Origin of the sequence: Pseudomonas asiatica (assembly GCF_040214835.1) — a bacterium.
Taxonomy (GTDB): Bacteria; Pseudomonadota; Gammaproteobacteria; order Pseudomonadales; family Pseudomonadaceae; genus Aquipseudomonas; species Aquipseudomonas putida_Z.
Map to the genome: position 1 here is coordinate 4,594,156 of NZ_CP157874.1, position 14,335 is coordinate 4,608,490.

The 14,335-nt window shown below is 65.1% G+C and carries 12 protein-coding genes; 11 read left to right on the forward strand and 1 reads right to left on the reverse strand.

Annotation, left to right across the window (positions count from 1 at the left end; genetic code table 11):
- Window positions 1-84 precede the first annotated feature (84 nt).
- Genes ABNP31_RS20490 through ABNP31_RS20505 form a run of 4 tightly spaced genes read left to right on the forward strand, consistent with a single transcriptional unit; the run spans window position 85 to window position 1,751 of the window.
- A complete protein-coding gene (locus ABNP31_RS20490; RefSeq protein ID WP_025340372.1) occupies window positions 85-579 on the forward strand; it encodes a DUF6231 family protein in 495 nt (164 codons plus the stop codon).
- A gap of 2 nt (window positions 580-581) precedes the next feature.
- Complete coding sequence (locus ABNP31_RS20495; RefSeq protein ID WP_015271542.1) at window positions 582-1,058, forward strand: YchJ family protein; 477 nt, start codon at window positions 582-584, stop codon at window positions 1,056-1,058.
- 2 nt (window positions 1,059-1,060) lie between these two features.
- The gene (locus ABNP31_RS20500; protein WP_013973937.1) at window positions 1,061-1,546 is read left to right on the forward strand and encodes an LEA type 2 family protein; all 486 of its coding nucleotides are present in this window, start codon (window positions 1,061-1,063) and stop codon (window positions 1,544-1,546) included.
- 7 nt (window positions 1,547-1,553) lie between these two features.
- Entirely contained in the window at window positions 1,554-1,751 is a 198-nt protein-coding gene (locus ABNP31_RS20505) for an SEC-C metal-binding domain-containing protein (RefSeq protein ID WP_003258907.1), read from the forward strand.
- Between the two features lie 54 nt (window positions 1,752-1,805).
- Here the strand turns inward: ABNP31_RS20505 and ABNP31_RS20510 are convergent, their stop codons facing one another.
- Window positions 1,806-3,002: an MFS transporter gene (locus ABNP31_RS20510; protein ID WP_085614193.1), complete on the reverse strand. Its 1,197-nt coding sequence runs from the start codon at window positions 3,000-3,002 to the stop codon at window positions 1,806-1,808.
- A gap of 155 nt (window positions 3,003-3,157) precedes the next feature.
- Between ABNP31_RS20510 and ABNP31_RS20515 the strand changes: the two genes are divergently transcribed.
- The 7 genes from ABNP31_RS20515 to pdeM all read left to right on the forward strand — a co-directional run bounded on the left by ABNP31_RS20515 (window position 3,158) and on the right by pdeM (window position 14,331).
- A complete protein-coding gene (locus ABNP31_RS20515) occupies window positions 3,158-4,498 on the forward strand; it encodes a PLP-dependent aminotransferase family protein (protein WP_085614194.1) in 1,341 nt (446 codons plus the stop codon).
- 103 nt (window positions 4,499-4,601) lie between these two features.
- Complete coding sequence (locus tag ABNP31_RS20520; protein ID WP_350012709.1) at window positions 4,602-7,043, forward strand: penicillin acylase family protein; 2,442 nt, start codon at window positions 4,602-4,604, stop codon at window positions 7,041-7,043.
- 106 nt (window positions 7,044-7,149) lie between these two features.
- Window positions 7,150-8,166: a ligase-associated DNA damage response exonuclease gene (locus tag ABNP31_RS20525; RefSeq protein WP_025340379.1), complete on the forward strand. Its 1,017-nt coding sequence runs from the start codon at window positions 7,150-7,152 to the stop codon at window positions 8,164-8,166.
- On the forward strand, window positions 8,163-9,821 hold the full coding sequence (locus ABNP31_RS20530; protein ID WP_085665457.1) for an ATP-dependent DNA ligase: 1,659 nt from the start codon (window positions 8,163-8,165) through the stop codon (window positions 9,819-9,821). Before ABNP31_RS20525 ends, ABNP31_RS20530 begins: the two co-directional genes overlap by 4 nt.
- A gap of 223 nt (window positions 9,822-10,044) precedes the next feature.
- Entirely contained in the window at window positions 10,045-11,160 is a 1,116-nt protein-coding gene (locus tag ABNP31_RS20535; RefSeq protein WP_350012710.1) for a succinylglutamate desuccinylase/aspartoacylase family protein, read from the forward strand.
- Window positions 11,161-11,227: 67 nt separating this feature from the next.
- Window positions 11,228-13,681: a ligase-associated DNA damage response DEXH box helicase gene (locus tag ABNP31_RS20540; RefSeq protein WP_085665455.1), complete on the forward strand. Its 2,454-nt coding sequence runs from the start codon at window positions 11,228-11,230 to the stop codon at window positions 13,679-13,681.
- Window positions 13,678-14,331, forward strand: a complete 654-nt coding sequence (gene pdeM / locus ABNP31_RS20545; protein WP_025340383.1) for a ligase-associated DNA damage response endonuclease PdeM — start codon at window positions 13,678-13,680, stop codon at window positions 14,329-14,331. The genes ABNP31_RS20540 and pdeM overlap by 4 nt, the downstream gene beginning before the upstream one ends.
- The last annotated feature ends 4 nt before the right edge of the window (window positions 14,332-14,335 follow it).

Genomic DNA, 14,335 nt, shown 5'->3' on the forward strand with positions numbered 1-14,335 from the left:
CCAATAAGCCACGACACAGTCACATGCCTCTTTGCCCGCACGCTGCGGCCCGCTAGTCTTGGACGACTTCAACGAGGATTGCCAATGACCGACGGTTTTTCCCAGCGCACCCCGCAGCAGGCCCTGGCGGCCCTGCTCGAGCGCTTCACCCCGCAACGCCTGCTGCTGGTGGGCACGCGCTTCCCGGCGCTGGACGCCTTCGCCCAGGCGCACCCACAGGTAACCATCGCCACGGCCGCCCCAGGCCCGCTGCCGGCCGAACTGGCAGCCCAGCGCTTTGACCTGGCGGTACTGGTGGACTGCCTGGAGCACCTGCCCAAACGCACCGGCCTGGAATTGCTCGGCGGCATTCGCAACCTCAATGCCAGCCGGGTCGCGGTGCTGGCCGACCTGGCCGCCTGTGGCTGGCAAGACACCGATTTCTTTGCCCTGGCCCTGTCGGCCAGCGAGAAATTCCGCCGTGACCAGCAGGTATTGAGCCTGTTCACCTATGATCTACATGACTACAAGCAGGTACCGGACTGGCTGAATGCCAAGTTCTGGGCCAACCCTGAAAACTTCGGCAAGTACTGGTGGTGATGATGAGTGTCTCGGTCTGCCCTTGTGGCAGTGGCAACCTGCTCGACGCCTGCTGCGGGCATTACCATGCCGGCACCCCGGCACCGGATGCCCAGGCGCTGATGCGCTCACGCTACAGCGCTTATGTGCTGGGCCTGGTCGACTATCTGGTGGCCACCACCCTGCCCGCCCAGCAAGCCGGCCTGGACCGTGCCGCCATGGCCGCCTGGAGCGCCCAGAGCACCTGGCTGGGCCTGGAGGTGGAAAGCGCAGAGGTGCTGGGCGGCCAGCCGGAGCACGGTTTTGTCACCTTCACTGCACGCTGGCACGACCAGGAGGGTGACCATCAGCACCGCGAGCGCTCGGCATTCGTCCAGCATGCCGGGCGCTGGTACTTCATCGACCCCACGGTCGGGCTCAAGGCCGGGCGCAACGACCCCTGCCCCTGCGCCAGCGGCCAGAAGTTCAAGAAATGCTGCGCCAGTTACGTGGGTAGCTGAACATGATCGCTCGCACCCGCCCGCTGCTGCTCGCCACCTTGATGGCATGGCTGGCACTGCTGGCGGGCTGCGCCAGCTGGGGCAGTGACGACTGGCGCGAACCCGAGGTGCACCTGGTCGAGGTGGAGACGGTCAAGGCCAGGTTGCTGGAGCAGGAGTTCGTGCTGCATCTGCGAATCGACAACCCCAATGACAGCCGCCTGTTCATCCGCAACCTGTCGTATGCCATACGCCTCAACGACCTGTTGCTGGTGCAGGATGAAACCAGCGTGTGGCGTAGTGTCGGCGGGCATGCCCAGCGTACTTTCAAGATCACCGCGCGGACCAACCTGTGGCAGCACCTGAAACCACTGGCCAAGCTGCTGAAAAGCGAACAACCGCTGCACTACAGCCTGCAGGGCGAGCTGGCGACCGGGTTGCTCATCCATCGGGACCTGCACTTGTCGCGCAGTGGTGAGATAATCCCCGGTGATTACAAACCGGAGTAACCCTGCAATGTCCCAGCAACCCCACGTTCATGGCCCTGACTGCAACCACGATCATGATCACCACCACGATCATGGCCATGTACACGGCCCGCACTGCAACCACGGCCACCAGGAGCCGGTACGCAACGCCCTGAAGGACGTTGGCCGTAACGACCCGTGCCCGTGCGGTAGCCAGAAAAAGTTCAAGAAGTGCCACGGCGCCTGACCTGAACAGCACTTGCGCGTCCCTGCCGCGGGCCGCGCAGTGGGTAGCCGGGGCCTAGCTGGCCCTGGCAGGCCCTGAAACCTTGCGCTGCAGCACCCCTGCGGTGGCCATGAGCAGCACGATGCACAGGGCCATGCAGATGGCATTGGTGCCATCCCAACCGACCGTGCCCAGCAACAGCGACGGGCTGAATGCGCCAATGGTCGCGAACACCGCAATGGCCAGATCGTTCTTCCCCTGCATCTGCATCGCTGCCGGGCTGTTTTGCAGCGTCTGCGCCAACAGCGCCCCACCGCCCACGTAGGTCAGGTTCCAACCCAGGCCCAGGGCTATCAGTGACAAGGTCATCATCGCGTAGCTGTGCGACCACATGTTCATGGCCGTGCAACCGATCAGCAGGCCCAGGCCGAGACAGATGGTGGCCCTGATGCCGAGTTTGTGGATGATGGCGCCGGTGAAGAACGACGGCGCAAACATGGCAATCACATGCCATTGAATCGCCAGGCGAACGTCGGAAAAGTCCTCATGCATGTGTTTCATGTGCATGGACGCCTGGATCATCAGCAAATTCATGATCCCATAGCCCAGCGCGGCCACTGCCATGGCCACGGCAACCACCGGGCTCAGCGGCTCGGCGGTCGTGCCAGCCGGTTTCGCTGCACGGTCGTTACTGGCGGTGCCGGTATCGCCGGGCAGGCAGGCCGCTGTCAGCAACGACATCACCGCCAGGCCGACAAAAGCGGCGTAGCACAGCGAAAACAGCGGATACCCACCAACGTCCCTCAGCCACTCGGTGAGCGCCGGCCCGACCACGGCAGCGATCACCCCACCGGCCACCACCAGGGAAAGCGCCTTGGGCTTCAGGTTCTGAGCCAGATTGTCGGTGGCCGCGAAGCGATTGAAGTTGGCAAACGCAATGTAGATGCCCAACGCCGAATGGCTGATCACCAGCGTCGGGAAGTGCTGGTACTGCACAGCCAGGTAACCACTGATGCCAGACACCGCCAAAGGGATCGAGCCCAGCATGAAGGCGCGCTTGCGCCCAATACGGCTCATCAGCCTGGAGACCGGATAGGTGGCCAGCATCAGGCAGAGGAACTGGAAACCATAGGGCACGGTGGACCACGTGGCGGCAGGCGCCAGCGCCGCCCCGACAATGGCCGCCATGGTCACGGACATGACCGCAGTCGTCAGGTTGATCGATTGCGCAGTGAAATACAGGTACGTGCGCCGCGGAAGTGTGCTCGACATAGCGTGTGCTCACGGTTGGTGGACGGGTCGATTTCGGTATTGGGAAAGATGCCGACAGGTGCATGGTCGCATCTGCCACGCCCTGAAATTCGAACAGTCGACGCGCTTTCCGGTTAACTGTTAGGCTGCTTTTTCTAACAGCTGCTGGACCCGCCATGCGCCCGCACAGCCTTCATGACCAGTTGAAACAGCGCCTCGAAGCCGGCGAATGGCTGCCCGGCCAGCGCATGCCGTCCATCCGCAAGCTGACGGCGGCGGCTGGCTGCAGCTACCACGATGTCGTCTCCAGCTATGCCCGGCTGGTCAGCGAAGGTGTGTTGACCGCCATTCCCGGCCGCGGCTACTTCGTCGCCAGCCACACACGGCAAACCAGTGCGGTGGATGCGCCCGCAGGCATGGCCGGCGACCCGCTGTTCAAGCTGCTGCAGGGGGGCCAGCACTACATCAAACTGGGCAGCGGCTGGCTGCCACCCGCCTGGCGTGACACCGAGCTGCTGGCCAAGGCGATTCGGCGCACGGCGCGGCTGGAGCAGAGTTCGCTGGCGGAATATGGCGACATCCAGGGCTACCTGCCCATGCGCAAACAGCTGTGCGTGCACCTGAAACGCCTGACCCGTGTCGATGCCCGGCCAAGCCAGTTGCTGACTACGCTGGGCGCCACACAAGCGCTGGACCTGGTGGCGCGGTTGTTGATCAAGCCAGGCGATCACGTGTTCGTCGACGAGCCCGGCAACGGCAACCTGATCAAACTGATCCAGTTGGCCGGCGGCCACGTGGTCGGGGTGCGCCGAACCCAGGACGGACCAAGCGTGGAAGACATGCAGGAGCACCTGGCCAGGCACAAGGTCAAGGCGTTCTTCTGCAACAGCACCTTCCACAACCCGACCGGCGGCAACATCAGTCCGCACAATGCCTTCAGCGTCCTGCGCCTGGCGGTGGAACACGACTTCTTCGTGGTCGAGGACGATGTCTACGGCGACTTCAGCCCGGGTGTGCGCCAGACCTTTGCCGAACTGGACAACCTTGAGCGGGTCATCTACATCGGCAGCTTCTCGAAATGCCTGTCCGCTTCATTGCGCGTGGGCTACATCGCCTGCTCGGCAGAGCTGATAGAGCCGCTGACGCGCCTGAAGCTGCTGACCTGCGTGGCGGTGCCGGCGTTTTGCGAACGCTTCGTCAACACCATCTTGTCCGACGGCACCTATGCCCGGCACATGCAAGACCTGCAGCAGCGCCTGATCCGGCAGCAGGCGCAGACCCAGCAGTTGTTGCGGGCGCGTGGCTGGCAGTTCGACATAACGCCCCAAGGCGGCATGTTCCTGTGGGTCTACCACCCCGAACTGGCCGACCTGCAGCCTTTCATGCGTCGCCTGGAACAGCACAAGGTGCTATTGATGCCAGGCTCGGCCTTCGCCGTCAGCCGTGACTATCAACGCCTTGCTCGCATCAATTGCACGCACTTTTCCGACGCCGTGGCCGAACATTTCAAGGTTTGAGTCGACACTGGCAAATAAAGCGCCCAGGGACCTTGCACGGCGCCTGCGCGCTCACTACCTTAGCGCCTTTCGAAACCCGCCACGCCTTGCAGGAGCCCTTGTCATGGCCGCCTCCGCCTTTCCTCCATTCCGCCCGCGGTTCGCAACCGCTGCCACGCTGCTCGGCATGCTCGGGCTGGCCGGCTGCCAGACGGGCGGCTACCAGGGCAGCGTGCCACCGACCAGCGGCGTGCAGCCGCTCAAGGGCCTGGCGCAGAACGTCTCGGTACGGCGCAACGCAATGGGCGCACCACTGATCGAAAGCAGCAGCTTCCATGACGCCCTGTTCAGCCTGGGCTATGTGCATGCCGGCGACCGCATCGAGCAGATGGTCGCCATGCGCCTGCTGGCCCAGGGCCGCCTGGCAGAACTGGCCGGCAGCGACGCGCTGGACATCGACCGCCTGATGCGCGCGGCCAACCTCAAGCAGAGCGCCGCCCAGCAGTACGCCGACGCCTCGCCAAGGCTCAAGCGCTTCTTCGAAGTGTATGCACGAGGGGTCAACGCTTACCTGTTCCGCTACCGCGACAAGCTGCCCGCCGGCCTGGCCAGCAGTGGCTACCGCCCCGAATACTGGAAGCCCGAAGACTCGGCACTGATCTTCAGCCTGTATGCATTCAGCCAGTCGGTGAACCTGCAGGAAGAACTGAGCGCCCTGACCCTGGCGCAGAAAGCCGGCAGCGACAAGCTGGCCTGGCTGCTGCCCGGTGCCCCGGACGAGCCGTTGGCCGAAGCCGAAGTAGACAAGCTCAAGGGCCTGAACCTGGCCAGCCAGTTGCCGGGGCTGCCGGCCCTGGCAGCTGCCAGCCAGAAACTGGCCGACCTCGACCTTCTGGGTAGCCCGGGCTCGGCCAACCTGGCCCTGGCGCCGCAGCGCAGCCGCAGCGGCAAGAGCCTGCTGGCCAGCGACAGCCGAGCCGCCTGGGCCCTGAGCCCGGTACAGATCCACACCGGCAAGTACCAGGTCGCCGGCCTGTCGTTGCCCGGCCTGCCGATCGTGCTGGCCGGCTACAACGGCAAGCTGGCCTGGAGCAGCAGCGCGGTCATGGCCGACAACCAGGACCTGTACCTGGAGCAACTGCGCCACCAGGGCAGCCAGCTGAGCTACCTGGCCGACGGCAAATGGCTGCCGGCCCGCGCCCGTAGCGAAACCTTCTTCGTCCGCGGCCAGCGCCCGCTGCGCGAGGTGATGTACGACACCCGCCACGGCACCCTGCTGGCCCAGCCAGGCAATGCCAGCCTGGGCCTGGCGCTGAACCTGCCACAGTTCAAGAGCGACCGCAGCCTGGATGCACTTTTCGACCTGACCCGTGCCAAGAGCGTGGAGCGTGCCTTCGACAGCACCCGTGAAGTGACCGCCGCCGCCCTCAACTTCGTCTTCGCCGAACCCGAGCACATCGGCTGGCAAGTCAGTGGCCGCTACCCCAACCGCCGCGAAGGCCAGGGCCTGCTGCCCTCGCCGGGCTGGGACGGGCGCTACGACTGGGACGGCTATGCCGACCCGATGCTGCACCCTTACGATCAGGACCCGCCCGCCGGCTGGATCGGCCACGCCAACCAGCGCAGCCTGCCGCGTGGCTATGGCATGCAGCTGTCCAGCACCTGGTACTACCCCGAGCGCGCCGAGCGCCTGGCCCAGCTGGCCGGCAATGGCCGCCACGACAGCCGCAGCCTGATGGCCCTGCAGAACGACCAGAGCACACTGCTGGCCGACAAGCTCAAGCAGATGTTCGACGCCCCGGGCATGGCCCAGCCGCTCAAGCAGGCGATCGACGCCCTGCCCGCCGCACAGCGCGACAAGGCCAGCGACGCGCTGGCCCGGCTCAAGGCCTTCGATGGGCGCCTGAGCCCGGTATCGGCCGATGCCGCACTGTACGAACTGTTCCTCCAGGAAGTGGCCCGGCAAACCTTCCTCGACGACCTGGGCCCGGAATCCGGCCCGGCCTGGCAGGCTTTCGTCAGCAATGCGAGGTTGTCGTTCTCGGCGCAGGCCGACCACCTGCTGGGCCGCGACGACAGCCCGTTCTGGGATGACCGCAGCACGCCGCAGACAGAAGACAAGCCGGCCATTCTCGCCCGCAGCCTGGCTGGCGCGGTGGATGCCGGCACCGCGCAACTGGGCGCCGACCGCCGCGCCTGGCAGTGGGGCAAGCTGCACCAATACCGCTGGCCTGCACCGGCCTACCATGGTCTGGGCGACGCCCTCGGCCGCTCGCCGCTGGCTGCCGGTGGCGACTTCACCACCCTGGCCCTGACGCCATACGCCTGGGGTAGCGGCTTCGACACCCGCCTGCCGGCCTCGGCGCGGATGATCGTCGACTTCGGCCAGGCCGAGCCATTGCAGGTGCTGACCAGCAGCGGGCAATCCGGCAACCCGGCCAGCACGCATTACAGCGACGGGCTGGATGCCTGGTTCAAAGGGCGCTTCATGAGCCTGCCACTACAGCAGCAGAACTTCGGGCGGGCGTATGGCAACCAGCGTTTGACGTTGGTGCCTGGGAAATAAACAATGGCGCCTTTGTTGGGGCCACTTTGTGCCCCAACCATCTCCAGTCGAACTTCCCGCACCTACCATGGTTCCTAACTGGTAACTCCAAGCCAGCGCCCATGCCATGGACCTCGTCATCGCCCGCCCCGAAGGCCTGTACTGTCCGCCCGGTGATTTCTACATCGACCCCTGGCGGCCAGTGGAGCGTGCCGTCATCACCCACGGCCACGGCGACCATGCCCGCGTCGGCAACCGCCATTACCTCACCGCCGCCCCAGGCGCCGGCATCCTGCGCAGCCGTCTGGGCCAGGACATCAACCTGCAAACCCTGCCGTACGGCGAACGCCTGCTGCACCATGGCGTAACCCTGAGCCTGCACCCGGCCGGGCATGTACTGGGCTCGGCGCAAGTGCGCCTGGAGTACCAGGGCGAGGTCTGGGTCGCCTCCGGCGACTACAAAGTGGAACCCGACGGCACCTGCACGCCGTTCGAACCGGTGCGCTGCCACACGTTCATCACCGAATCGACCTTCGGCCTGCCCATCTACCGTTGGCCCAGCCAGGGCGAGATCTTCACCGGCATCAATAACTGGTGGCGCGCCAATAGCGAACAGGGCAAAGCCAGCGTGCTGTTCTGCTATGCCTTCGGCAAGGCCCAGCGAATCCTCCACGGGCTGGACGCCAACATTGGTCCTGTCCTCGTGCATGGCGCTGTCGAACCACTCAACCGGGTGTACCGGGACGCTGGCGTCTACCTTCCGCAAACCCGCTATGTGGGCGATATCCCACGCAACGACCCGCTGCTGCGCCAGGCACTGGTCCTGGCACCGCCTTCGGCGGGTGGCAGCAGCTGGATGCGCCGTTTCGGCGACTACAGCGATGCCTTTGCCAGTGGCTGGATGCTGTTGCGCGGCACCCGCCGCCGGCGCGGGGTAGACCGAGGTTTCGTGCTCTCGGACCATGCCGATTGGCCGGGGTTGCTCTGGGCCATCGGCCAGACTGGCGCAGAACGCGTGATGGTCACCCATGGCTCAGTCAATGTGCTGGTGCGCTACCTCATCGAACAAGGCCTCGATGCCCGCGCCTTCGTGACCGAGTACGGCGAGGAAGATGACGTGGTAGCCGCGGAGCCAGACGCATGAAGGCATTCGCCGAGCTGTACCTGAGGCTGGATGCGACCACATCCAGCACTGCAAAGCTCACGGCGCTACGCGACTATTTCAGCACCGCCCCGGCTGTGGATGCCGCCTGGGCGGTGTACTTCCTGGCAGGTGGCCGCCCCCGCCAACTGGTGCCTACACGCGTGCTGCGGGAGCTGGCCGGCAGATTGGCGGGGCTGCCTGACTGGCTGTTCGAGGAATGCTACCAGGCCGTTGGCGACCTGGCCGAAACCATTTCCCTGCTGGTACCGGAAAGCCACCACCCTGGCGACGAGGGCCTCGCCCGCTGGGTCGAAGCCCATCTGTTGCCATTGCGTGGCCTGCCGGTCGAGGAGATCCAGCAACGCCTGCCGCCTCTTTGGGCCCAGTTGGACCGCCCCAGCCTGATGCTTTGCCTGAAACTCATCACTGGCAGCTTTCGCGTGGGGGTATCGAAGCTGTTGGTCACTCGCGCCCTCGCGCAACTGGCCGGGCTGGATGCCAAACGCGTGGCCCAGCGCATGGTTGGCTACACCGACATCAGCCACCGCCCGACGGCAGCCAGCTATCAACGGCTGATAGCCCCGGAATCAGACGATGAACATAGCCAGCGTGGCGGCCAGCCCTACCCGTTTTTTCTGGCCCACCCCCTGCAGGTACCAATCGAACAGCTCGATGCACTGCTCGGGCCGCCGAGCGAATGGCAGATCGAATGGAAATGGGACGGCATTCGCGCCCAGGTGGTCAAGCGCGAAGGCCAGCTGTGGGTCTGGTCGCGCGGTGAGGAACTGGTCACCGAACGCTTCCCCGAATTGCACAGCCTGGCGCAGACGCTACCCGACGGTGTCGTGCTCGATGGCGAGATCCTGGTGTGGAAACCCGGCGGCTCAGCGGCTGAACTGGCTGTACAGCCCTTTGCCATGTTGCAGCAGCGCCTGGGTCGCAAGACCTTGGGCAAGAAGCTGCTGAGCGACGCGCCGGTCGTGCTGCAGGCCTACGACCTGCTGGAATGGCAAGGCGAGGACTGGCGCAGCCGGCCGCAGCATGCACGCCGCCAACAGCTGGAACACGTGCTTGAGCAGCACCCATTGGCCCCGGTGTTGCTCTCGCCTCTACTCGAAGGCCGGGACTGGGCCGACCTTGCCTGCCAGCGCGAACAGTCCCGCAGCCTGGGGGTGGAAGGGCTGATGCTGAAACAGCGCGAGGCCTTGTATGGCGTGGGGCGCACCAAGGACATGGGCACCTGGTGGAAGTGGAAGATCGACCCGTTCAGCGTCGATGCCGTGCTGATCTATGCCCAGCGCGGCCACGGCCGGCGGGCCAGCTTGTACAGCGACTACACCTTCGCCGTGTGGGACGCGCCAGCCGGTACGCCGGGGCGGGCACTGGTCCCCTTTGCCAAGGCCTATTCAGGGCTCAGTGACGAAGAGATGCGCAAGGTCGACGCCATCATCCGCAAGACCACGGTTGAAACCTTCGGGCCGGTACGCAGCGTGACGCCGACGCTGGTGTTCGAGCTTGGCTTCGAGGGCATCGCGCTGTCGAGGAGGCACAAGAGCGGCATTGCCGTGCGCTTTCCACGGATGCTGCGCTGGCGGCTGGACAAGCCAGTGGAAGAAGCGGATGACCTGGCTACATTGCAGGCGCTGCTGGCCTGAAACAATTTCTGGACCGTGCTGGCTTCTTCGCGGTTAAACCCGCTCCCACAGGTCATGCACAAAAGCTGAGTTTTGTACGATCCCTGTGGGAGCGGGTTTACCCGCGAAGAGGCCAGGGCGGTGGCCAGGAGGGTACCGATGCAGGCGCAAGGCCAAAAACTGTGCTTCTATCTGTGTGCCGCCCCGTGTCGCAGACCGTTTTCGCCACGCACCCAGGACCACCATGCACCATTCAACTCACGACCTGCTCTCGCCCGTTCCGGGCATTACCCGCCAGTTGCACAGCTTCCACTTCGGACCTCGCGGTGGCGGCAAAGTCTATATCCAGGCCTCGCTGCATGCCGACGAGCTGCCCGGCATGCTGGTGGCCTGGCACCTCAAGCGCCGCCTGGGTGAACTGGAACAGCAAGGCCGCCTGCAGCGCGAGATCATCCTGGTGCCGGTGGCCAACCCGGTCGGCCTGGAACAGGTGCTGCTGGACGCGCCGCTGGGGCGTTTCGAACTGCAAAGTGGCGAGAACTTCAACCGTAACTTCGTCGACCTTTCCGACAGCATCGGCGACCAGATCGAAGAACACCTGACCGAAGACCCGGCACACAACCTCGCACTGATCCGCGAATACCTGCGCCGGGGGCTGGACGCACACCCGGCGCGCACACCGCTGCAGGCCCAACGCCTGATACTGCAGCGCCTGGCCTGCGATGCCGACATGGTGCTGGACCTGCACTGCGACTTCGAGGCGGTCGAGCACCTGTACACCACGCCAGACGCATGGCCGCAGATCGAACCGCTGGCCCGCTACCTGGGTGCCCAGGCAAGCCTGCTGGCCACCGATTCGGGCGGGCAGTCGTTCGATGAATGCTTCAGCCTGGTGTGGTGGCAGTTGCAGCAACGCTTCGGCAAACGGTTCCCGATTCCGCTGGGCTGCTGCTCGGTCACCGTCGAGCTGCGCGGCCAGGCCGATGTCAGCCACGACCTGGCCAGCAAGGACTGCCAGGCGATTCTCGATTTCCTGACCCATGCGAGGGTCATCGAAGGCGCCAGCCCGGCCTTGCCCGACTTGCGCTGCCCGGCCACGCCGCTGGCCGCCGTCGAACCGGTGATAACGCCACTGGGCGGGCTGCTGGTGTACCACGCCCGGCCAGGCCAGCACCTGGAAGCGGGCCAGTTGATCGCTGAAGTCATCGACCCGCTCAGCGACCGGGTGACTGCCATCCACAACAGCCAGCCCGGCCTGCTGTATGCACGTAACGTACGGCGCATGGCTACCGCCGGCATGGTCATCGCCCACGTCGCAGGCGAGCAGGTGTTCCGCAGCGGCTACCTGCTGGCAAACTGATCCGGTAAAACCATTGCACCTGGCTGGTTGTCTGTAGAAACACAGCCACCGAAGGACCCTATGCCCCATGCCCGCCGCCACCGACCTCGCCAAGGCCTGGTTCGCCAAGCGTGGCTGGAAGCCTTTCGCTTTCCAGCGCCGTGTATGGGCAGCCGTGGACCGGGGCGAATCCGGCTTGCTGCATGCCAGTACCGGTGCCGGCAAGACCTACGCCGTATGGCTCGCCGCGCTGCGGGCCTTCAAGGCCGAAGCCCAGGGGCGTCATGCTGCACCCTTGCAGGTGGTGTGGGTTACCCCCATGCGTGCCTTGGCCGCCGACACCGCCCGCGCGCTGCAGTTGCCGCTGGACGACCTGGGCCTGCCCTGGAGCGTGGGCGTTCGCAGCGGCGACACCGGCAGCGCCGAACGTGCCCGGCAAGCACGGCGCCTGCCCAGCGTACTGGTCACTACCCCTGAAAGCCTTACGCTGCTGTTGACCCGGGCACAAGCCCGCGAAGACTTCGCCACGCTGCGCCTGGTAGTGGTGGACGAATGGCACGAACTGCTGGGCAACAAGCGCGGGGTACAACTGCAACTGGCGCTGGCCCACCTGCGCCACTGGCACCCGAGCCTGCCGACCTGGGGCCTGTCCGCCACCCTCGGCAATCTTCAACATGCGCTGGACGTATTGCTGCCACAAGGCGGCTTGCTGGTACAAGGCCGACAAGACAAGCCGCTGCAGGTCGATACCCTGCTGCCAACGGCCATCGAGCGCTTCCCCTGGGCCGGGCACATGGGCTTGAAGATGCTCGACCAGGTCAGCCGGGAGATCGATGCCAGCACCAGTTGCCTGGTATTCACCAACACGCGGGCACAGGCCGAACTCTGGTACCAGGCCCTGCTCGAAGCACGCCCCGACTGGGCCGGCCTGATTGCCTTGCACCATGCCTCGCTGGCCCGCGATACCCGTGACTGGGTCGAGCGCAGCCTCAAGCAAGGCAGCCTGAAGGCAGTGGTCTGCACCTCCAGCCTGGACCTGGGGGTGGACTTCCTGCCCGTGGAGCGAGTACTGCAGATCGGTTCCGCCAAGGGCATTGCCCGCCTCGTGCAACGGGCCGGGCGCTCCGGCCACGCGCCGGGGCGGCGCTCCCGGGTTACTCTGGTGCCCACCCACAGCCTGGAACTGGTGGAAGCAGCCGCCGCCAGGCAGGCCCTGGCAGCCGGGCACATCGAGGCCCGTCATTCGCCGCGCTTGTGCATGGACGTGCTGGTGCAACACCTGGTCAGCATGGCCCTGGGCAGTGGCTTTCACCCGGAGCAGTTACTGGCCGAAGTGCGCAGCACCTGGGCCTTTCGCGAGTTGCGCGACAGCCAGTGGCTATGGGCGCTGGACTTCGTCTGCCATGGCGGCAGTTCACTCAGCGCCTACCCGGACTACCAGCGCGTCGAGCGCCAGGCCGACGGTGCTTACCGGGTTGCCAGCGAACGCCTGGCACGTCGCCACCGCATGAGTATCGGTACTATCGTCAGCGACGCCAGCCTGCAGCTCAAGTACTGGAGCAAGGGCGGCGGAGGCAAGGCGCTGGGCAGCGTCGAAGAGGCGTTCATTGCCCGTTTGCGCCCTGGCGATACCTTGGTGTTCGCCGGGCGAGTGCTGGAACTGGTGCGCGTGGAAAACATGACCGCCTACGTACGCCGCAGCACCGCGCGCAAGGCAGCGGTCGCTCGCTGGAATGGTGGCCGCATGCCGCTTTCCAGCGAACTGGCCGACGCACTGGTCGAGCAGCTTGGCGCAGCATCCCAAGGGTGCTACCAAGGCCCGGAGATGCGTGCAGTGCGCCCTCTGCTGACCTTGCAGGCGCTATGGTCGGCGCTGCCCACCCCCGGCACGCTGCTGGCCGAGACTTTCAAGTCGCGCCAAGGTTGGCACCTGTTCCTGTACCCGTTCGCCGGACGCATGGCCAACCTTGGCCTGGCCAACCTGATTGCCTGGCGAGTGAGCCGCGTGCAGCCGCTTTCGGTTTCGATTGCCGTCAATGACTACGGGTTCGAACTGCTCAGCCCGGGCAACGTGGACTGGGCAACGCATCTGCCACAGGCGCTGGTTACCGAACACCTGCTGGAGGATGTGCTGGCCAGCCTCAATGCTGGAGAAATGGCATTGCGCCGTTTTCGCGAGATCGCGCAGATTGCCGGGCTGGTGTTTGGCGGGTATCCGGCGGCGCAGAAAAGCCTGAGGCAGATCCAGGCCTCCAGCGGTTTGTTCTATGAGGTATTTCGCAAGCACGACGCCGGCAACTTGCTGCTGGCTCAGGCACGGGACGAAGTGCTGAATGAGGAACTGGAGATCGAGCGGCTGCACCGTCAATTGCTGAAAATGGGGCAGTTACGGCTGGAGCTGCGCCAGCTTGAGCGGCCCGGGCCGTTGGCATTTGCCTTGCTGGTGGAAGGCATGCGCGAAACGTTGAGCACCGAGAAACTGGCGGACCGGATTGCCAGGATGGTCGCGGAACTGAACAGTGCGGCGGACGCTACGGAATGACCAACTTCCTATCCATCGAACACCATGGCCAGGTGCTCTGGCTGCTTTCGGACAAGGCCATCTACTGGCCAGCCCGCCGTGCCCTGCTGGTGGCCGACGTGCACATCGGCAAGGCAGCAAGCTATCGCGCCCTGCACCAACCGGTACCACGCGGCACCACCGAAGCGACACTCGAGCGCCTGGATGCATTGCTGGCCGCGCATGATTGCGAGCAACTGATCGTTCTTGGCGATTTCCTGCATGCCCGAACAGCGCGGGCGCCGGCAACGCTCACCAGGCTGCAGACATGGAGGGAACGGCACAAGGCCCTCAAAATCGTGCTGATACGCGGCAATCATGATCGCAACGCCGGTGATCCACCCGTGTCGCTCGAAATAGAAGTCATGAACGAACCCTGGCTGCTTGAACCCTTCGCGCTCCAGCACGAACCCGAACCGCACCCCAGCCACCCGGTACTGGCAGGCCATGTACATCCGGTATTTGTACTGCGTGGCAAGGCTCGGCAACGCCTGCGACTGCCCTGCTTCCTGATCGATGGCCAGGTCAGCCTGTTGCCGGCGTTCGGTGAATTCACCGGGGGTTGGGAAATCGCGCCCACGAGCGCCAGCCGGGTGTACCTGGCAGGGGCAGACCGTGTCTGGGCGCTCTAGCGGA

What these genes read in the sequence shown, in the direction of transcription:
- ABNP31_RS20530 (WP_085665457.1), top strand. Translation starts at nt 8,163, where the DNA reads ATGAAGGCATTCGCCGAGCTGTACCTGAGGCTGGATGCGACCACATCC.
- ABNP31_RS20540 (WP_085665455.1), top strand. Translation starts at nt 11,228, where the DNA reads ATGCCCGCCGCCACCGACCTCGCCAAGGCCTGGTTCGCCAAGCGTGGC.
- ABNP31_RS20510 (WP_085614193.1), bottom strand. Translation starts at nt 3,002, where the DNA reads ATGTCGAGCACACTTCCGCGGCGCACGTACCTGTATTTCACTGCGCAA.
- ABNP31_RS20505 (WP_003258907.1), top strand. Translation starts at nt 1,554, where the DNA reads ATGTCCCAGCAACCCCACGTTCATGGCCCTGACTGCAACCACGATCAT.
- ABNP31_RS20500 (WP_013973937.1), top strand. Translation starts at nt 1,061, where the DNA reads ATGATCGCTCGCACCCGCCCGCTGCTGCTCGCCACCTTGATGGCATGG.
- pdeM (WP_025340383.1), top strand. Translation starts at nt 13,678, where the DNA reads ATGACCAACTTCCTATCCATCGAACACCATGGCCAGGTGCTCTGGCTG.
- ABNP31_RS20520 (WP_350012709.1), top strand. Translation starts at nt 4,602, where the DNA reads ATGGCCGCCTCCGCCTTTCCTCCATTCCGCCCGCGGTTCGCAACCGCT.
- ABNP31_RS20490 (WP_025340372.1), top strand. Translation starts at nt 85, where the DNA reads ATGACCGACGGTTTTTCCCAGCGCACCCCGCAGCAGGCCCTGGCGGCC.
- ABNP31_RS20525 (WP_025340379.1), top strand. Translation starts at nt 7,150, where the DNA reads ATGGACCTCGTCATCGCCCGCCCCGAAGGCCTGTACTGTCCGCCCGGT.
- ABNP31_RS20515 (WP_085614194.1), top strand. Translation starts at nt 3,158, where the DNA reads ATGCGCCCGCACAGCCTTCATGACCAGTTGAAACAGCGCCTCGAAGCC.
- ABNP31_RS20495 (WP_015271542.1), top strand. Translation starts at nt 582, where the DNA reads ATGAGTGTCTCGGTCTGCCCTTGTGGCAGTGGCAACCTGCTCGACGCC.
- ABNP31_RS20535 (WP_350012710.1), top strand. Translation starts at nt 10,045, where the DNA reads ATGCACCATTCAACTCACGACCTGCTCTCGCCCGTTCCGGGCATTACC.